The organism is Streptomyces sp. NWU339 (genome assembly GCF_003143855.1).
Taxonomy (GTDB): domain Bacteria; phylum Actinomycetota; class Actinomycetes; order Streptomycetales; family Streptomycetaceae; genus Streptomyces.
Window position 1 is genome coordinate 29,951 of record NZ_QFRK01000012.1, and the last position, 17,725, is coordinate 47,675.

22 protein-coding genes and 1 pseudogene are annotated in these 17,725 nt (G+C 71.7%); 14 read left to right on the top strand and 9 right to left on the bottom strand.

Translation table 11 applies throughout. The features are described 5' to 3' along the window. Positions 1 to 29: 29 nt before the first annotated feature. Positions 30 to 215, bottom strand: a pseudogene (locus tag DIZ27_RS16680) (hypothetical protein); the annotation flags it as partial. A gap of 32 nt (positions 216 to 247) precedes the next feature. Between DIZ27_RS16680 and DIZ27_RS16685 the strand changes: the two are divergent. Next, on the top strand, positions 248 to 526 hold the full coding sequence (locus DIZ27_RS16685; RefSeq protein WP_109379214.1) for an Imm49 family immunity protein: 279 nt from the start codon (positions 248 to 250) through the stop codon (positions 524 to 526). A gap of 214 nt (positions 527 to 740) precedes the next feature. On the opposite strand, the gene DIZ27_RS16690 is transcribed toward DIZ27_RS16685, so the two are convergent. The 6 genes from DIZ27_RS16690 to DIZ27_RS16715 all read right to left on the bottom strand — a co-directional run bounded on the left by DIZ27_RS16690 (position 741) and on the right by DIZ27_RS16715 (position 6,455). Then, positions 741 to 2,195, bottom strand: coding sequence for a cell wall metabolism sensor histidine kinase WalK (locus DIZ27_RS16690; RefSeq protein WP_109379215.1), 1,455 nt, complete (start codon positions 2,193 to 2,195; stop codon positions 741 to 743). Next, entirely contained in the window at positions 2,192 to 2,932 is a 741-nt protein-coding gene (locus DIZ27_RS16695) for a response regulator transcription factor (protein ID WP_109379216.1), read from the bottom strand. Before DIZ27_RS16695 ends, DIZ27_RS16690 begins: the two co-directional genes overlap by 4 nt. Before the next feature lie 148 nt (positions 2,933 to 3,080). After that, positions 3,081 to 3,281, bottom strand: coding sequence for a hypothetical protein (locus tag DIZ27_RS16700; protein ID WP_109379217.1), 201 nt, complete (start codon positions 3,279 to 3,281; stop codon positions 3,081 to 3,083). Between the two features lie 69 nt (positions 3,282 to 3,350). Beyond that, entirely contained in the window at positions 3,351 to 4,382 is a 1,032-nt protein-coding gene (locus DIZ27_RS16705; RefSeq protein WP_109379218.1) for a S1C family serine protease, read from the bottom strand. A gap of 153 nt (positions 4,383 to 4,535) precedes the next feature. Further along, positions 4,536 to 5,558 (bottom strand): LacI family DNA-binding transcriptional regulator, encoded by a 1,023-nt coding sequence (locus DIZ27_RS16710; RefSeq protein ID WP_109379219.1) that lies wholly within the window; start codon positions 5,556 to 5,558, stop codon positions 4,536 to 4,538. 117 nt (positions 5,559 to 5,675) lie between these two features. Next, on the bottom strand, positions 5,676 to 6,455 hold the full coding sequence (locus DIZ27_RS16715; RefSeq protein WP_109379220.1) for a response regulator transcription factor: 780 nt from the start codon (positions 6,453 to 6,455) through the stop codon (positions 5,676 to 5,678). A 325-nt stretch (positions 6,456 to 6,780) separates the two neighbouring features. Here DIZ27_RS16715 and DIZ27_RS16720 point away from each other — a divergent pair, with 325 nt between their 5' ends. From DIZ27_RS16720 to DIZ27_RS16750, 8 genes are all read left to right on the top strand, one after another. Then, positions 6,781 to 7,662, top strand: coding sequence for an alpha/beta hydrolase (locus DIZ27_RS16720; RefSeq protein WP_109379221.1), 882 nt, complete (start codon positions 6,781 to 6,783; stop codon positions 7,660 to 7,662). 41 nt (positions 7,663 to 7,703) lie between these two features. Then, the gene (locus tag DIZ27_RS16725) at positions 7,704 to 7,958 is read left to right on the top strand and encodes a MoaD/ThiS family protein (protein WP_109379222.1); all 255 of its coding nucleotides are present in this window, start codon (positions 7,704 to 7,706) and stop codon (positions 7,956 to 7,958) included. A 3-nt stretch (positions 7,959 to 7,961) separates the two neighbouring features. Continuing rightward, the gene (locus tag DIZ27_RS16730; RefSeq protein WP_109379223.1) at positions 7,962 to 9,158 is read left to right on the top strand and encodes a hypothetical protein; all 1,197 of its coding nucleotides are present in this window, start codon (positions 7,962 to 7,964) and stop codon (positions 9,156 to 9,158) included. 167 nt (positions 9,159 to 9,325) lie between these two features. Next, a complete protein-coding gene (locus DIZ27_RS16735) occupies positions 9,326 to 10,066 on the top strand; it encodes a DUF2993 domain-containing protein (protein WP_109379224.1) in 741 nt (246 codons plus the stop codon). 230 nt (positions 10,067 to 10,296) lie between these two features. Continuing rightward, a complete protein-coding gene (locus DIZ27_RS48760; RefSeq protein WP_350849312.1) occupies positions 10,297 to 10,404 on the top strand; it encodes an Ms5788A family Cys-rich leader peptide in 108 nt (35 codons plus the stop codon). A 151-nt stretch (positions 10,405 to 10,555) separates the two neighbouring features. Next, the gene (locus DIZ27_RS16740; RefSeq protein ID WP_109379225.1) at positions 10,556 to 11,401 is read left to right on the top strand and encodes a sulfurtransferase; all 846 of its coding nucleotides are present in this window, start codon (positions 10,556 to 10,558) and stop codon (positions 11,399 to 11,401) included. A gap of 50 nt (positions 11,402 to 11,451) precedes the next feature. Continuing rightward, a complete protein-coding gene (locus tag DIZ27_RS16745) occupies positions 11,452 to 11,739 on the top strand; it encodes a DUF1416 domain-containing protein (protein WP_006139129.1) in 288 nt (95 codons plus the stop codon). A 109-nt stretch (positions 11,740 to 11,848) separates the two neighbouring features. Further along, the gene (locus DIZ27_RS16750; protein WP_109379226.1) at positions 11,849 to 12,118 is read left to right on the top strand and encodes a DUF3099 domain-containing protein; all 270 of its coding nucleotides are present in this window, start codon (positions 11,849 to 11,851) and stop codon (positions 12,116 to 12,118) included. A gap of 21 nt (positions 12,119 to 12,139) precedes the next feature. On the opposite strand, the gene DIZ27_RS16755 is transcribed toward DIZ27_RS16750, so the two are convergent. Then, a complete protein-coding gene (locus tag DIZ27_RS16755; protein WP_042174837.1) occupies positions 12,140 to 12,502 on the bottom strand; it encodes a DsrE family protein in 363 nt (120 codons plus the stop codon). 233 nt (positions 12,503 to 12,735) lie between these two features. Here DIZ27_RS16755 and DIZ27_RS16765 point away from each other — a divergent pair, with 233 nt between their 5' ends. From DIZ27_RS16765 to DIZ27_RS16775, 3 genes are read left to right on the top strand one after another with little or no spacing between them, the layout of a single operon-like run. Further along, positions 12,736 to 13,311 carry an FABP family protein gene (locus DIZ27_RS16765; RefSeq protein ID WP_109379228.1) on the top strand — a complete coding sequence of 192 codons (576 nt, stop codon included), beginning with the start codon at positions 12,736 to 12,738 and terminating at the stop codon, positions 13,309 to 13,311. Positions 13,312 to 13,364: 53 nt separating this feature from the next. Then, on the top strand, positions 13,365 to 13,802 hold the full coding sequence (locus DIZ27_RS16770) for a Fur family transcriptional regulator (protein ID WP_109379229.1): 438 nt from the start codon (positions 13,365 to 13,367) through the stop codon (positions 13,800 to 13,802). Between the two features lie 9 nt (positions 13,803 to 13,811). Then, positions 13,812 to 14,777 (top strand): folate-binding protein YgfZ, encoded by a 966-nt coding sequence (locus DIZ27_RS16775; RefSeq protein ID WP_109379230.1) that lies wholly within the window; start codon positions 13,812 to 13,814, stop codon positions 14,775 to 14,777. A gap of 63 nt (positions 14,778 to 14,840) precedes the next feature. Here DIZ27_RS16775 and dtd read toward each other — a convergent pair whose 3' ends face one another. Next, positions 14,841 to 15,266 (bottom strand): D-aminoacyl-tRNA deacylase, encoded by a 426-nt coding sequence (gene dtd / locus DIZ27_RS16780; RefSeq protein ID WP_109379231.1) that lies wholly within the window; start codon positions 15,264 to 15,266, stop codon positions 14,841 to 14,843. Between the two features lie 177 nt (positions 15,267 to 15,443). On the opposite strand from dtd, the gene DIZ27_RS16785 reads away from it, so the two are divergent. Both DIZ27_RS16785 and DIZ27_RS16790 read left to right on the top strand, forming a co-directional pair. After that, positions 15,444 to 16,157: an aerial mycelium formation protein gene (locus DIZ27_RS16785; protein WP_109379232.1), complete on the top strand. Its 714-nt coding sequence runs from the start codon at positions 15,444 to 15,446 to the stop codon at positions 16,155 to 16,157. 91 nt (positions 16,158 to 16,248) lie between these two features. Further along, complete coding sequence (locus DIZ27_RS16790; RefSeq protein WP_109379233.1) at positions 16,249 to 17,520, top strand: GNAT family N-acetyltransferase; 1,272 nt, start codon at positions 16,249 to 16,251, stop codon at positions 17,518 to 17,520. Positions 17,521 to 17,725 lie beyond the last annotated feature (205 nt).

Genomic DNA, 17,725 nt, shown 5'->3' on the forward strand with positions numbered 1-17,725 from the left:
GAGATACCGGACGGGGGTGGTTGGGTGTGTCACCTGCCACCACCCGCCCCGATGCGTTCCCCCCGGCTGACCGCGACCCGCAGGACGTCGTCCAGGGACTCCGTCGCCCCGGTGAGCGCGAAGCGCACCGCCCGCTCACCGGCCTTCAGGTCGCCGAGCACGGCCCTGGCACCCGCGAGCACCTGCTCACCCGAGTCCAACTGGGCCGCCTCGATAGGTCGACGAACGCCTCGATGCGGCGCTACGACTGAACGCCCTCGGCACCCTGACGCCGGACCAGCGACTGCTGCGCGTGCTCCTGGAGGACAACCAGTCAGCCTTCGAACAGGCTCTGGCGCATCGTCTGGCCCAGCACCGGGAGAGCGCACCGCCCGATGCGGCGCTCCGCAGCCTGCTTCCGCAGAAGATCATCGCCCTGGCCGCACTGGCAGTCCAGGTACACGGCTGGGACTTGCGCGTCCGGTCCGCCTACCTGCCGCCCGCCTTGCTCAATGCCCCGGAAGGCGCTCCGTCAGTCAGTAGGTGAATCCGCGTCCCGACCCCGTTCGGGCGGAGGTTCCGGGTGGGACTTCGACCGCCGGCCGGCTCGCTTGTCCCGCTTGCGCGGTTGTCGCTCGGGGTGCGTGATACGGACGCCGACGCGTGGGGCCTGTTCCGCGAACTCTCGCGGTGTCCGAGCCCGGCGGAGCGGGAAGAGGGCCCCGCGAAGCCGTGACCGCCCGGCTCGCGGCCTTGTCCCGTCACGGCACCTCGGGTGGTGGGGTGGGGGCGCCGGGGAGGCGGATCGTGGCGGTCGTGCCGCCGCCGTCCGCGCGGGTCAGGGTGACCTCGCCGCCCGCCTGCTGGACCGTGCGGGCCACGATGGACAGACCGAGGCCCGAGCCGGGGAGGGCGCGGGCGGTGGGGGAGCGCCAGAAGCGGTCGAAGACGTAGGGGAGTTCGTCGGCGGCGATGCCGGGGCCGTGGTCGCGGACGCTGAGGACGCCGTCGGTGAGCCGTACGTCGATCGTGGCGCCCTCCGGGCTGAACTTCACCGCGTTGTCCAGGATGTTGACCAGGGCCCGCTCCAGCGCGGAGGGCTCCGCGCGTACGTACCAGGGCCGGAGGTCTGCCGTGATGGTCAGCTCCGGGCCGCGCAGCCGGGCGCGGCGCAGCGCCGACTCCACGACGTCCTGCCAGGCGACGATCTGTGCACGGCCCTCGTGCTGGCCGGTGTCCGGCCGGGACAGCTCCTGCAGGTCGCCGATGAGCGCCGCCAGTTCCGTCATCTGCGCCTTGACCGAGGCGAGCAGCGCCTTGCGGTCCTCGGCGGGGAGCGGGCGGCCCGTCTCCTCGCTGCGGGTGAGGAGTTCGATGTTGGTACGGAGGGAGGTGAGCGGGGTGCGCAGCTCGTGGCCGGCGTCCGCGATGAGCTGCTGCTGCAGGTCGCGGGAGCTGGCCAGGGCGGACGTCATCGAGTTGAAGGAGCGGGAGAGGCGGGCGACCTCGTCCTCGGAGTCGTCCTCCACGGGGATGCGGACGCCCAGGTCCTCGGTGCGCGCCACGTGCTCCACGGCCTCGGTGAGCTTGTCGACGGGACGCAGACCGGCGCGGGCGACCGCGAGCCCCGCCGCGGCCGCGCCGAGCACTCCGACGCCGGAGACGAGGAGCAGTATCAGCGCGAGGTCGTTGAGCGTCGACTGGGTGCTGTCGAGAGGAACGGCGGCGACATAGGCGTAGTCATTGGCCGTGCCCCGGCCCAGGGGGATCTTGACGGTGACCGCGGTGGTCAGCACGCGTACCTGGTCACCGTTGCTGTCGACGCCGTTGCGGAACCGTGCGGAGTCGGGGTCCGGGTTCTTCGCCACGTCCTTGTCGCCGCCGGTGACCTTGACCGCGGCCGAGGCGAAAGGCAGCAGGCAAACGGTGCCGTCCGTTCTCACCAACTGGCCGTAACTCCCGCTCTGCGGGCCGATGGCGTCCGTCCACGAAGGTGTCTGGCTACAGGTGTCGACGATTCTGTCGAGCTGGTTCTTGTCCAACGCGACGACCGACGACTGCAGGTCGCCGTCGAGCTCCGCGTACAGCTTCCCCTGCACGATGAACCAGCACGTCACCGACACCGCCGCCACCGCGAACGCCACCGCCGCCGCCACCAGCAGCGACAGCCGCGCCCGGATGGGCAGCGCGCGGAACCGGCGGGCCAGAGCCGTCACTCCGCGCCGTCCTGCCGCAGGGCGTAGCCGACGCCCCGCACCGTGTGCACCAGGCGCGGTTCGCCGCCGGCCTCGGTCTTGCGGCGCAGGTACATGACGTACACGTCGAGGGAGTTCGACGACGGCTCGAAGTCGAAACCCCAGACCGCCTTCAGGATCTGCTCACGCGTGAGCACCTGGCGCGGGTGCGCCATGAACATCTCCAGCAGCGTGAACTCCGTACGGGTCAGCTCCACCCGTCGCGTGCCCCGCGTCACCTCGCGGGTCGCCAGGTCCATGCGCAGGTCGGCGAAGGCCAGGACGTCGTTCTCCTCCGCGGCGCCGGCCACGGCCGCGGCGTACGAGCTGCGGCGCAGCAGCGCGCGGATACGGGCGAACAGCTCGTCCAGCTCGAACGGCTTGACCAGGTAGTCGTCCGCCCCGGCGTCCAGCCCGGTCACCCGGTCGCCGACCGTGTCCCGGGCGGTCAGCATCAGGATGGGGGTGGTGTCGCCGGTGGCCCGGATGCGGCGGGCGGCGGTCAGGCCGTCCATCCGGGGCATCTGGATGTCGAGGACGACCAGGTCGGGCCGGTGGGCCGCGGCTTTCTCCAGGGCGTCCGCACCGTCGACGGCGACCTCGGTGCCGTATCCCTCGAAGGCCAGGCTGCGCTGGAGCGCTTCGCGCACCGCCGGCTCGTCGTCGACGATCAGGATGCGCTGGGGGTCGCGGTCACGGTCGCCGTCTGCGGGGCTCATGGGGTCGGGGTTCCTCTGGTCTGCCGGGGTGTCGGGCCGGCGGTGTGTCGGGCTGCTGGTCTGCTGGACTGGGGGGAACGCGGGGCTGGGAGCTCGAACTCTCAGGATCCCAGGCTCGCACGAGTGCCCGGGGCGCGTGCGCCGCGGATCAGCCGCGCGCGGTGCGGCGGTGTCCGTGCCCGTTGGCAGTCCTGCGGCGGGTCGTGGCCGGGGCGACCTCCGGCTCCGGGGCCCGCCGTACCGGGGTGGGCAGCTCGGCCGCGACCTCCAGCGCGAGGGCGAGACCGGCCGGGTCGGCGCCGGGGACCTCGTGGGTGACCCGCTTGATCTGCTTGGCCTGTGTGATCATTTCGGGCTCCTCGGGTGGGAACCGAATCGGATCGGTGCGTACCGCGTGCGGCGGTGGTTCGCGGCGCCGTCAGTTCATGGCGCCGGACCGCAGGGCCGGGAGGTCCGCCTTGACCGTGTTGACCGGGATGGCGAAGCCCAGGCCCACGCTGCCGGCGTCGGACGAGGAGGAGCCGCTGCCGCTCGGCGCGTACATCGCGGAGTTGATGCCGATGATGGCGCCGTTCATGTCGATCAGCGCGCCGCCGGAGTTCCCGGGGTTCAGGGACGCGTCGGTCTGGATCGCCTTGTACGTCGTCGTGGACCCGCCGGTGTCGCCGTTGAACTGCTGCCCGCCGAACCCGAAGGGCCAGCCGCCCTGCTGTCCCTGCTGTTGCTGACCCTGGCTCCCGTCGGTGGAGACGGTCACGTCACGGTTGAGCGCCGAGACGATGCCGCTGGTGACGGTGCCGGTCAGGCCCTCGGGGGAGCCGATCGCCACGACCTCGTCGCCGACCTGTACGCGGTCGGAGTCGCCGAGGGTGGCCGGTTTCAGGTTCGAGGCGTCGTTCAGCTTGATCAGCGCGAGGTCCTTCGAGCTCTCCGTGCCGACGAGGTCCGCGGTGTACGTCGTGCCGTCGCTGGTCCGCACCTTGATCGAGGAGGCACCGGCGACGACGTGGTTGTTGGTGATGATCTCGCCGTCCTTGGTGATGATCACACCGGAGCCGGTGGACGATCCGGCGTTGGAGGTGGCGTTGATCTCGACGATGCTCGGGCTGACCGTCTTGGCGACGCCGGAGACCGTGCCCTTCTGACCGGTCGGCACCACGGGGGCGCTGCTCGCGCTCGACGAGGCGACGGTGCCGTTGCCGGTCAGCTCCTGGATGCCGTAGGCGGTGGCGCCGCCCACGGCCGCCGCCACGATCGCCACGGCGGCGAGCAGGGCGGCCGGGCCCCGGTTCCTCTTCCGGCGGGGTCCGGCGGTGCCGGCGGCGACCGGATGCCCCGGCGCGAACACCGGCGGGGGCGGCCACTCGGGGTTCACCGAGGAGGAGGAGTGCTGCGGGCCGCTCGCGTGCGGGTTCTCGTGCTCGCCGCTGCGGCGAGAGGATTCGGTCATGTCAACGAGCCTCCCGTCCGACCATGAGAGCACCCTGAGTGCCCGCTGAGAAGTCCGACAGAACATCGTATGCCCGATATAAAGATATCCCCGGCGGCCCGGTCAGTGGCCCAGTCGCCGGCCCGGGCAGTGGTCCAGTCGGCGGTCCGACCGCTACGCGCAGCCGCAGGAGCGGCGGACCACCAGTCCGGACGGGAAGACCTTCAGCCGCTCGCGCTGCGAGCCGGCCACCCGCAGCCCGTCGTCGAGGACGAGGTCGACCGCCGCGCGGGCCATCGCCGAACGGTCGGAGGCGACCGTGGTCATCGGCGGATCGGTGAGCGCCGCCTCCTTGATGTCGTCGAACCCGACGACCGCGAGCTCGCCGGGCACGTCGATGCGCAGCTCGCGCGCCGCGCGCAGCACGCCGATCGCCTGGTCGTCGGTGGAGCAGAAGATCGCGGGCGGGCGGTTCGGCCCGGAGAGGATGTCGAGCCCGACGCGATAGGCGTCGTAGCGGTTGTACGGGGCCTCGAAGAGGCGGCCCTCGGTCGGGATGCCGGCCTCTTTCATCGCCCGCCGCCAGCCCTCGACGTGGTCGGAGACCGGGTCGCCGACGGCGGGGGTCTCCGCGGTGCCGCCGACGCAGGCCACGTACTCGTAGCCGTGTTCCAGCAGGTGGCGGACGGCGAGCTGGGCGCCGCCGAGGTCGTCGGTGACGACGGCGACGTCGTCGATGGCCTCGGGGCGCTCGTGCAGCAGGACGACCCGGGCGTCCCAGGCGTCTATCTCCGCGGCGGCGAGGTCGTTGAGCGCGTGGCTGACCAGGATCAGCCCGGAGACGCGCATCCCCAGGAACGCCCGCAGGTAGTGGACCTCGCGTTCGCCGATGTAGTCGGAGTTCCCGACGAGCACCATCTTCCCGCGCTCGGCCGCGGCCTGTTCGACCGCGTGCGCCATCTCCCCGAAGAAGGGCTGGCGCGCGTCCGGGACGATCAGGCCTATCAGGTCCGTGCGCCGTGACGCCATCGCCTGGGCGACCCGGTCGGGCCGGTACCCCAGCTCCTTGATCGCGGCGAGTACGCGTTCGCGTGTGGCCGGGGCGACCGGCCGGGGTCCGTTGTTGATGACATAGCTGACGACGGCGGTGGAGGTACCCGCCAGCCGCGCCACGTCATCCCTTGTCACCTTGGCCACGCGCGGAGTCTACGCGGATATAACCGGTCCTGGCAGAGCAAGAAGGAGTCTGTGAACAGCGGAGAACGGCGGGGAAGGGCGGGAAAACGGCGCGTGCCCGCGAACGCGCGCGAAATCTCACGCCTGCGTCCGTGTCTCCGTGGTTCCCCGGACGGCTTTCTCGTCCGTATCCGCCGCCTTTTGCCGGTCGGCGGCCTCGCCCTTGCCCTCCTTGGCCCGCTCGCCCTTCTCCGGCGTAACGAATCGGTAACCCACGTTCCGGACGGTGCCGATCAGCGACTCGTGCTCGGGGCCGAGCTTGGCCCGCAGTCTCCGTACGTGGACGTCGACCGTGCGGGTGCCGCCGAAGTAGTCGTAGCCCCAGACCTCCTGCAGCAGCTGGGCGCGGGTGAACACCCGGCCGGGATGCTGGGCGAGGTACTTCAGCAGCTCGAACTCCTTGAAGGTGAGATCGAGGACGCGCCCTTTCAGCTTGGCGCTGTAGGTCGCCTCGTCGACGGACAGGTCACCGCTGCGGATCTCCATGGGGGAGTCGTCGCCGGTGATCTGCAGCCGGCCCATGGCGAGCCGCAGCCGGGCCTCCACCTCCGCCGGTCCGGCGGTGTCGAGGAGGACGTCGTCGATGCCCCAGTCCGCGGTGACGGCGGCGAGGCCGCCCTCGGTCACCACGAGGACGAGGGGGCAGCCGGGGCCGGTGGAGCGCAGCAGCTGGCAGAGGCTGCGGACCTGCGGGAGGTCGCGCCGGCCGTCGACGAGGATGACGTCGGCGCCGGGGGTGTCGACCAGGGCGGGACCCTGAGCCGGGGCCACGCGCACGTTGTGGAGCAGCAGGCCGAGGGCGGGGAGCACCTCCGCCGAGGGCTGGAGGGCGTTGGTCAGCAGGAGCAGTGAACTCATCGCACCCCTCCCTCGAGATCTCGGCGCCGGGAGCCGAGCTCGCGGAGCCGGCTGTCGGGCTCCCGGTCCGGCGCGGGTGCTGCCCACTTCCGGGTCGTCATACGGTCGTGCACGGTTCGCTCGCCCATAACGTCTGGTTCCTCCTCGGTCCCTGCGGTGGGGGTACCTCCCACGCCGTCGGGGCAGTGGGGGAGTCTGCGGCTTGCTTCGTGCGTTCGACGGCCCGTACACCGGCGGTCTCCCGCGTCGTATACAACGCTTCCGAAAGCACAAAAGGACCCGGGGGCTTCGCTGCCCGAGTCCTCTCCCCCGCAGAATAGCCGACATGAGCACCGGTCCGGCAGGTCATGTGGCACGTTCCGCCATTCGTCCGAATTCCGAGACGCACGGCGCACCACGTGGTGGTACGTCTTTGCGGACGTTTCTGTGTACCGCGGACGGCGTACGGATCGATTCCGTGTACGAATCGGCCGCCGTGTCGGCGGCGGCCGGGAACAACGGCTTCCGCCCACCCTCCCGTGAACCGGTGTTCGTGATCGCGCACGGGTTCACGGGGCACGCGGACCGGCCGCACGTACGCAGGGTGGCGCGGGCTTTCGCGCGGCACGGGGCGGTCGTGACGTTCTCCTTCCGTGGGCACGGAGCCTCGGGCGGGCGGTCCACGGTGGGGGACCGCGAGGTGCTGGATCTGGCGGCGGCGGTGTCGTGGGCGCGGGAACTGGGGCACGCGCGCGTGGCGACGGTCGGGTTCTCGATGGGCGGCTCGGTGGTGCTGCGGCACGCGGCGCTCGACGCGGGTGGTGCCGGGGGTGCGGGCGGTCCGGATGCCGTGGTGTCCGTCAGCGGGCCCGCCCGGTGGTTCTACCGGGGGACGGCTCCCATGCGGCGGCTGCACTGGCTGGTGACCCGGCCCTCGGGGCGGCTGGTGGGTCGGTACGGGCTGCGGACGCGGATCCACCGCCGGGACTGGGACCCCGTTCCGCTGTCCCCCGTCGAGGCGGTGCCGCGCCTCGCGCCGACGCCGCTGCTGGTCGTGCACGGCGACCGCGACGGCTACTTCCCGCTCGACCATCCGCGCATGCTGGCGGCCGCGGCCGGCGAGCACGGGGAACTGTGGGTGGAGCCGGGCATGGGGCACGCGGAGAACGCGGTGTCCGACGGGCTGTTGCACCGGATCGGGGACTGGGTGGTGGCCCGGGCGGGCTAGCCTGACCGTGTTCACCGTCAACCCGATTGAGGAACCAGCAGATGGCAAAGGTCACGGTGCGGTACTGGGCCGCCGCCAAGGCCGCGGCCGGGGTGGCCGAGGAGACGCTCGAGGCGGCCACGCTCGCCGAGGCGCTCGACGCGGCGCGCGAGCAGCACCCCGGCGAACTCACGCGCGTCCTGCGGCGGTGCTCCTTCCTCGTCGACGGTGATCCCGTGGGCACCCGCGAACATGAGACGGTACGGCTGGCCGAGGGCGGCACGGTCGAGGTGCTCCCGCCGTTCGCAGGAGGGTGAGCGATGACCAACCAGCCGTATCAGGGCTACGACGGGTACGAGGGACAGCGGGGCCACGACCCCCACGGGCGGCCCCAGCCCCAGCAGCACCAGCAGTACCGGCAGCCCGGGCCGCAGGCGTGGCCTGGGGGTCAGCCGGGCCACGAGGACCCGCACGCCGCGCTGCAGTACACGCAGCAGTGGCAGGGGCAGACGTGGGAGACGCAGATGCAGCCGCCGGTCCCGGCGGCGACCCCGGCGGAGGAGACGTCGTACCTGCCGCAGACCCCACCGCCCCCGCAGGGGCACGGCGGGCCCGCGGTGTACGCCGGGTACGGCGCGGCCCAGGCCCACGGGGCCCCGGCGGGCGCCGTCCCCGCCGCCGGGGCCGTACCCGCACCCCCGCCCGCACCCTCCGCTCCCGCTGACGGTCCCGAGTACGGGCCCGCCACCCTCGCCGGCAACACCCGGGTCACGGACGCGCAGCGCGCCCGCGCGGAGGGGCGCTCGCCGATCATCGAGCCCGGCATGCAGCCGGCGGCGCTCACCGCGCTGCTGGGGCTGCTGCTCGCCGGCGGGGCGGCGCTGGGTACGTACGCCCTGCTCGTACCGCTGGTGGCCCTCCAGGGGCTCACCGCCGCGGGCTGGTTCCGGCTGAACGGGATGTGGCCCGCGCGGCAGGGCATCGCCCTGGGCTTCCTCGGGGCGCTGGTCGCCGACGTGGCGCTGCTGGCGTCCGACCGCTCACCGTCGGCCGTCCTCGGCACGCTGGGGGTGTGGGTGGTGCTGTCGCTGGTGCTGCAGCTGCGCTCGCACGCCGACCCCGACGAGCGGATGTACGGCCTGACGGCGACGGTCGCCGCGTCGGCGCTGGCGATCGTGGCGAGCGGACACCTGGCGGCCGACGCCGACGCGGTGACGGTCGGCGGGGTCGCGCTGGCGGCGGCGGTCGTGGCGCGTGCGCTGCCGTTGCCGACGCCGGCGTCCGTCGTGGTCGCGCTGCTCGTGGCGGCGGGTGCGGGCGCGGCGGTCGGCGGGATGACGGGGTTCGGCGCCTCGGGCGCGCTGATCGGTGCGGGCGCGGCGGTGTGCGCCCTGATCGGGCACCGCGTCGCGAGCTACGACTACCCGTCCCGGTTCGTCCACTTCACGGCCGGGGTGGCCCTGCCGCTGGCCGCGGCGGCACCGGCGGTGTACGTACTGGGGCGCGTCGCCGGCTGACGGCACTGACGGCACTGACGACCGGCGGACCTGCGGTCCCTGTCACAGGTGATCGACAATCCCGGGGTTTCCCCGGCCTTGCGGGTTACCCTCGCGCAGGACGGCTGCCCGGCCGTCCGTGGGGGACTGCCGTCGAAAGCACCTAGCCAGGTGGGGGAACCAACCGCATGCGCGCACTGCGAATACTGCTGGTCGTCGTCGTGATTCTGGGCGGCATCTTCGTGATCGTGGACCGGGTCGCGGTCAACTTCGCGGAGGGCGAGGTGGCCGACCGGCTCAAGTCGACGGAGAACCTCGCCGCCACTCCCGACGTGTCCATCAACGGTTTCCCCTTCCTCACCCAGGTCGCCGGAGGCACCCTCGACGAGGTGCAGATCGGCATCGAGGGCTACGAGGCCACCACCGGCGACGGCGCGAAGAACATCCGCATCGCCGACCTGCGCGCCGACATGGAGGGCGTCGAGTTCTCCAGCGACTTCAGCTCCGCCACCGCCGCCGCCGCGACCGGCACCGCGACCGTCGCCTACGACGAGCTGCTCAAGACCGCCAAGTCCGACTCCACGCAGGTGGCCCCCGGTGTCACCGCCAACGTCGTCGGCCTCTCCGACGGCGGCAACGGGAAGATCAAGGTGACGGTGGAGGCCACCGTCCTGGGTACCAAGCTGCCCGAGCCGGTCTCCGTGCTCAGCTCCGTGACGGTCGTGGACGGCGACACCGTGCGGGTGCGGGCGGACGGGCTGCCGAAGTTCGGCGGCGTCGAGATCGCCGAGACGCGGGTGCGGGCGATCACCGACTTCGAGCAGAAGATCAACGGCCTGCCCGGCGGCATCAAGCTGGACAAGGTCGAGGCGGCGGAGGGCGGCGTCCACATCACCGTGAAGGGTTCCGACGTCCGCCTGGCCGGGTAGGTAGCGAGCGGCGGGCCCTCCGGGGATCCCCGCCGGACCCCCGACGGACCTCAGACGTCCGACAGGCGAGACGAAGGCGTCCGTAGAGCAGATGTGACGGCGCACGCGGCTCCGCCCGGGGTGTGCGGGGGCAGGCCCGGCAGCACAGCCGTCTCATGTGGCGGGCAATCCTGTATCAGCATGTGACACGTCGGTGACACGCCCGCCCTGTCCTCCCTACGATCGACGGCATGCAGTGTCAGACGAGCGTCCTCCGAGCGCGAGGACAAGCGGATCTCACGAAGCGGCGGGCAGTCGACCTGTGCCGCGTCGCCGCCATGCTCTGTCGACCCTTCTGAGCGGTCGCATCGCCGTCCGTGTTTTCCCGGTTTCCCGGTTTCCCGCTTTCCCGCCTCGCCCCCCTGAGGGGCGTCCGTGCGCCGGCCCCGTAGGGGCGCGCAGCCTCTCTACCCGCACGCCCCGCCGCAACTGCCCCGGAGGAGACAGAACATGAGCCGCAACGACGTACTGGTCGACGCCGACTGGGTCCAGGAGCACCTGGACGACCCGACGATCGCCATCGTCGAGGTGGACGAGGACACCACCGCCTACGAGAAGAACCACATCAAGAACGCCATCCGGATCGACTGGACCAAGGACCTCCAGGACCCGGTCCGCCGTGACTTCGTCGACCAGGCGGGCTTCGAGAAGCTCCTGTCGGAGAAGGGCATCTCCAACGACCACACGGTCGTCCTCTACGGCGGCAACAACAACTGGTTCGCCGCGTACGCCTACTGGTACTTCAAGCTGTACGGCCACGAGAACGTCAAGCTCCTCGACGGCGGACGCAAGAAGTGGGAGCTGGACGCCCGCGAGCTGGTCGCCGGCGACGAGGTGCCGGAGCGGGCGAAGACCGAGTACCAGGCCAAGCCGCAGGACCTGTCCATCCGCGCCTTCCGCGACGAGGTCGTGGACGCCATCGGCGTGCAGAACATCGTCGACGTGCGTTCGCCCGACGAGTTCAGCGGCAAGCTGCTCGCGCCGGCCCACCTGCCGCAGGAGCAGTCGCAGCGCCCCGGCCACGTGCCGAGCTCCCGCAACATCCCGTGGTCCAAGAACGCCAACGACGACGGCACCTTCAAGTCCGACGAGGAGCTCAAGAAGCTCTACGAGGACGAGCAGATCGACCTGTCGAAGGACACCATCGCCCTGTGCCGCATCGGTGAGCGCTCCGCGCTGTCCTGGTTCGTGCTGCACGAGCTGCTGGGCGTGGAGAACGTCAAGAACTACGACGGCTCCTGGACCGAGTACGGCTCCCTCGTCGGTGTGCCGATCGAGCTCGGCGACGGCAAGTAAGCCCTACCGGCCGACCTTTCCAGACCACTAGACCACTTCAGGAGTACGCCATGTGCGGTGCGAAGGCCGGTGGCCCGGACGCTTCGACGATCAAGCCCGGCGAGACCACCATCCAGGGTCAGGTGACCCGTGACGGCGAGCCGGTGACGGGCTACGTCCGGCTGCTGGACTCGACCGGTGAGTTCACGGCCGAGGTCCCGACCTCCGCCACCGGACAGTTCCGCTTCTACGCGGCCGAGGGCACCTGGACCGTCCGTGCCCTGGTGCCCGGCGGCAGCGCCGACCGCACGGTCGTCGCCCAGCAGGGCGGGCTGGCCGAGGTCGCCATCGCGGTGTGAGGGCTCGTCCCGCGGATTCGTCCGCGGGGCCAGTGACGACCGAAGGGCCGCATCCCGGGCCGGACGCCGGGATGCGGCCCTTCGCGCTGTTCGGTTCTAGGCTGGAGACATGTACGCGCGCAGGCGTCATGTCTACTTCGCCATGATGGGGACGTGCATCGTGTTGTTCGTCCTGGCCTGGGGCGTCGTGCGACTGTGGTCGGTGCCGGCGGCCGTGGGCATGTGCGTGGTGGCCATGGTCATACCGCCGGTCGCCGCGATGATCGCCAATCGGCGCGGCCCCGAGGACCGCTGGTGGGACGACCCCTCCGGCGACCCCCAGTCCGACGAATGGTGGGACGAACTGGACGGCAAGAAGGGACCGAGGCCGCCCCGGTGAGAGGCCGACAGGCGTGGCTCCTCAGTACACGAGTGCCTGTGTGTCGTCCGCCAGCGCCTCCTGCACGAACACCTGCGCGCCCGCGATCCGTACGCCCTCGATGACGTCCTTCTCCGTGATGTCCCGACGGGCCGCGCACTGCGTGCACAGGGTGAGACGTCCTCCCGCGACGATCGAGTCCAGCAGGTCGGGCAGCGGGGCCGCGTGCGGCAACTCGAACTCCGCGGCACGGCCCGGCAACGCGAACCACGCGGACTCGCCGGTGAGCCACAGGGAGACATCGACCCCGCTCGCCACGGCCACCGCCGCCACCGTGAACGCCTGCGAGCAGCGTTCGGGGGCGTCGGCCCCCGCGGTCACCTTGATCACAAGCTTCTTCGCCATGGCTGCATGGTAAGCAACCGGGTGCACGACGGGGCCGGGTCCCGGCCGCGTAAGCTGGGGGCCGGACCTGTGTACACGAACCGCACCGCACCCGCTCAAGGAGCACCCGTGGAGATCTTCTTCTCAGCCCTGTTGGCTCTGGTCTGCGTCGGCGTCCTCGCCTTCGCCGGGCTGGCCGTGAAGAAGCTGTACCAGGGCCAGCGCTGACCGCCCACGTCCAGGAACTGTCACTGATGATCGAGATCCCGTCCGACCTCCACAAGGACCTCGTGCCGCTCGCCTTCCTGCTCGGCGACTGGACGGGCGCCGGGGTGCACGACTTCCCCGGCGCCGAGAAGTGCAACTTCGGGCAGGAGGTCTCCTTCGCCCACGACGGCCGGGACTTCCTGGAGTACAGCTCCCACACCTGGGTGCTCGACGGGGACGGCAATAAGGTCCGGCCCCTGGAGTCCGAGCACGGCTTCTGGCGGATCGACGCCGCCCGCAAGGTCGAGGTGACGATGACCCGCGACGACGGCGTCATCGAGATCTGGTACGGCGAGCTGGCCGACCAGAAGCCGCAGATCGACCTGGTGACGGACGCGGTGGCGCGCACCGCCGCCGCCGATCCCTACAGCGGCGGCAAGCGGCTGTACGGCTACGTCAAGAGCGACCTGATGTGGGTCGGCGAGAAGCAGACCCCCGAGGTCGAGCTGCGCCCCTACATGTCGGCGCACCTGAAGAAGGTCGTCACCCCGGAGGACGTCGAGCGCTGGGCCAAGGCCCTGCCCGACGACATGCCGGACGACGGAATCGCCTTCTTCAAGTGAGCTCCCGGGCCGCACGGCCCCGGGTTCTGGGCTCCACGTCCTAGACTCGTGGTGTGGTGAGCACCGACTGGAAGAGCGACCTCAGGCAGCGCGGCTACCGGCTGACGCCGCAGCGCCAACTCGTGCTCGAAGCCGTCGACACGCTGGAGCACGCGACCCCCGACGACATTCTCGTGGAAGTGCGCAAGACGGCGTCGGGGGTCAACATCTCCACCGTCTACCGCACGCTGGAGCTCCTGGAGGAGCTGGGTCTGGTCAGCCACGCCCACCTCGGGCACGGCGCCCCGACCTACCACCTCGCCGACCGGCACCACCACATCCACCTCGTCTGCCGTGACTGCACCAACGTGATCGAGGCGGACGTGGAGGTGGCCGCCGAGTTCACGGCGAAGCTGCGCGACATGTTCGGTTTCGACACGGACATGAAGCACTTCGCGATCTTCGGCCGCTGCGAGGACTGTTCCCTGAAGCGTTCAACTACCGAGTCGTAGGCTAGGGGTATGAAGAGCCCCCTGCTGACCCTGTCCGGCGCCGTCCCCGCCGAGGGCGTGGACGAAGGCGTGGCCGCGCACTACGGCGACCTGTTCCGCGAGCAGCGCGCCCTCGCCGACGGCACCGGCTTCGTCGACCTGTCCCACCGCGGAGTCGTCACCGTCTCCGGGGCGGAACGACTGAGCTGGCTGCACCTGCTGCTCACCCAGCACGTCAGCGACCTCCCGCCGCACCAGGCCACCGAGGCGCTGATCCTCTCCGCGAACGGCCACATCGAGCACGCGCTCTACCTGGTCGACGACGGCGAGACGGTCTGGGCCCACGTCGAGCCCGACACCCAGGACGCGCTGATCGCCTACCTGGAGTCGATGAAGTTCTTCTACCGGGTCGAGGTCGCCGACCGCACCGCCGACTTCGCGGTGGTGCACCTGCCGGCCGGTTCCATAGCGGAGGTGCCCGAGGGCGTGGTCGTCCGGGAGACGCCGTACGGCCGTGACCTGTTCCTGCCCCGCGCCGACCTGGAGTCGTTCGCGGAGAAGGCGGGGCCGCCCGCCGGCATCCTCGCCCACGAGGCGCTGCGGGTCGAGCAGCACCGCCCGCGGCTCGGTTTCGAGACCGACCACCGCACCATCCCGCACGAGCTGGGCTGGATCGGCGGTGCGGTGCACCTGCAGAAGGGCTGCTACCGGGGCCAGGAGACGGTCGCCCGGGTCCAGAACCTGGGCAAGCCGCCGCGCAGGCTGGTCTTCCTGCACCTGGACGGCAGCGAGGTCCACCTGCCGCCGGCCGGCACCGACATCCGGCTCGCCGACGACGGGCCGGACGGGCGCAAGATCGGCTTCGTCACCACGTCCGTACGCCACCACGAGCTGGGCCCGGTCGCCCTCGCGCTGATCAAGCGGAACGTCCCCGTCGACGCCCGCCTGATGGCCGGGGACACGGCGGCGGCGCAGGAGACCGTGGTCGAGCCCTGAGCGCCGGGTCTTCGACCCGAGGGCCCGAGGGCTCGAGGGCTCGAGGGCCCGAGGGCCCGGGGGTCAGACCTCCAGCAGGACGGTGAACGGGCCGTCGTTGGTCAGCGACACCCGCATCTGCGCGCCGAAGCGGCCCGTCGCCACCGTCGCGCCCAGGGAACGCAGCCGGGCCACCACCTCGTCGACGAGCGGTTCGGCGACGTCCCCGGGGGCCGCGGCGCTCCAGGTGGGGCGACGACCCTTGCGGGCATCGCCGTAAAGGGTGAACTGGCTGATCACCAGGAGCGGCGCGTCGATGTCGCTGCACGACTTCTCGTCCTGGAGGATCCGGACCGACCAGAGCTTGCGGGCCAGCTGGGCCGCCTTCTCCTTGGTGTCCTCATGGGTGACGCCGACGAGGACACACAGTCCCTCGCCCTCGATCGCCCCCACCGTCTCGCCGTCCACGACGACGCTCGCGCCGTCCACCCTCTGCACCACCGCACGCATACGTCCATCATGCCGGTCGGCGAACGGATGACCGACGGCGGCCCGCGCGGGGCCCCGGTCGGACTATTTTTACTCCTTACCCCCCATCTGGGGTGGATCAGGGGCACTCGGTCACATAGCGGCCACCAGGGGTGGCACGATGCTGGCACACACCGGTCGAGGGGACGGTTGAGGCACATGAGCACACCAGAAACCGGGCAGCAGCCCGGCCCTGTCCTGTCGGCGTCGATCGGAGTGGGGGTCGGGGAACGCCTCGGGGAACACGATTTCCACCGTCCGCCCGCCCAGCGCACGGACAGTCCGACATGGGAACCCGATCCGGCACCGGAGCCCGAGCTGAGCGCGCGCAGCCTCCCCGACCTGCGCGCGCTGCGCCGTGACGCGCGGCGCGACGAGGCCGACCTCAGCTATGTGCGGCGGCTGCTCCAGGGGCGCATCGACATCCTGCGGGCGGAACTGGCCCGGCGTACGCCGGTGGACGGGCCGGCGGGTGTCGGTGCCGGCGGGGGCACGTCCGACGCGGCCACGTCCGGCGGGGGCGCGGTCCCGGTCGTCGCGCCGGTGGCGGCGTCCGTGGTGGAGCGGCTTCCGGAGATCCTGCGGGACACCCCGGCCCGCCAGCGTTCCTCCGCCCGCCACGTGACCCTGGGCACTCCGCGCAGCGAGGAGTCCCGGCGGCTGGCGGCGGAGATGCTCGCCGAGGTGGAGCTCTCGGACCTGGGAGCGCGTACGGACGGGGAACTGCGCGCCGCGATGGGCCGGCTCGTGCGGTACGAGGAGCAGGTCTCCCGGCGGCGGCAGGGGTTGCAGCGCACCGCGGACGACTGCGGCGCGGAGATCGCACGCCGGTACCGCGAGGGGGAGGCCCAGGTCGACGACCTGCTCGGGTGAGGCGGGGCGCCGGAGCAGGCGGTCGGAGCAGACGGTCGGACGGGCGGAAAAGTGCGCGACACCCCGCCCGGGCGCGATCTACCGTGAACGCATGACCTCCAGCGCCGACACCTCCCGTGCCGACATCGACGTACGCCCGATCACCGAGACCGAGTTCGAGGACTGGAACCGGGCGCTGAACACCGGGTTCCTGCGCGAGCCCACCCCCACCCGGGAGGAGCTCGACGCGCGGCGCCCGGAGTTCCAGCCGGGCCGGTCGCTGGGAGCCTTCGACGGCGGCCGGTGTGTCGCGACGCTCCGCTCCTTCGCCCAGGAGCTCACCGCCGTCGGCGGCGCCGCCGTGCCCGCCGACGCCATATCGAACGTCACCGTCAGCCCCACCCACCGCCGGCGCGGCCTGCTGACCCGCATGATGGCCCAGGACCTCGCCGCCGCGAAGGAGCGCGGGGACGTCGTCGCGACGCTCATCGCCGCCGAGTACCCGATCTACGGCCGGTACGGCTTCGGCCCCGCCACCTGGATGACCGAGTGGACCGTCGACGTCCCGCGCAGCGGCCTCGACCCGCGCTGGGCGGGCCCCGAGGACGGTGGACGCGTCGACCTCGTGGACGCCGAGGACGTGCGCAAGCTCGGGCCGGACCTGCACGAGCGGCTGCGGGTGGCCCAGCCGGGTGCCGTCAGCCGTACGGAGCAGTGGTGGAAGTTCGCCACCGGCGCCCTGAGCCACCGCCCGACCTGGACCGAGCCCTACTTCGCCGTGTACCGCTCGGCGGACGGCGAGGTCGAGGGCATGGTCTCCTACAAGGCGGACGACAACTGGGGCGACGCCATGCAGCCGTTGAACACGGCGAGTGTGAACTGGCTGCTCGCGGTGAGCCCGGCCGCGGAGCGCGCGCTGTGGCACTACCTGTGCTCGATCGACTGGATCGTGAAGGTGAGGAGCGGCTGGCGGGCCCCCGACGACCTGCTCCCGTTCTTCCTGCCGGACCCGCGCGCGGCAGCCGTGACGATCCAGACGGACTGGCTGTGGGTGCGCGTGCTGGACGTCGTACGGGCACTGGAGGCCCGGACGTACGGCGCGGCGGGGACGCTGGTGCTGGAGGTGGCGGACGGCGCGGGGCTGGCCGGTGGCCGCTACCGGCTGGAGGTCTCGGCGGACGGGGCCGGAGTCTGCGCGGCGACCACGGAGGACGCCGATCTCACGCTGGACGTCGCCGAGTTGGCGGCGCTGTGGCTGGGTGACGGGTCGGCGGTGCGGCTGGCGGCGCTGGGCCGGGTGCGGGAAGAACGAGCGGGCGCCGCCCGTCAGGCCGACGCCCTGCTGCGTACGCCCAGGCGCCCGTGGTGCCCGGACCTCTTCTGAGCGCTTCTGCTGCTGCTCTCCTTCCCTTCCTTTCCCTTCTCCGGCCGGTTTGTCTGCCGACGACGGGTGTCGGATCGTCATCCGTAGCTGCTTGCTTTTCAGTTGTGGTTGTCGCGCTGCCGCGCCGTGGTGCTGACCGGCCGGGTTCCCGGCTCCCCTCCAGGAGGGAAGCCCGGCCGGCTCCTCGAGAAGTGCTCCCGACGGT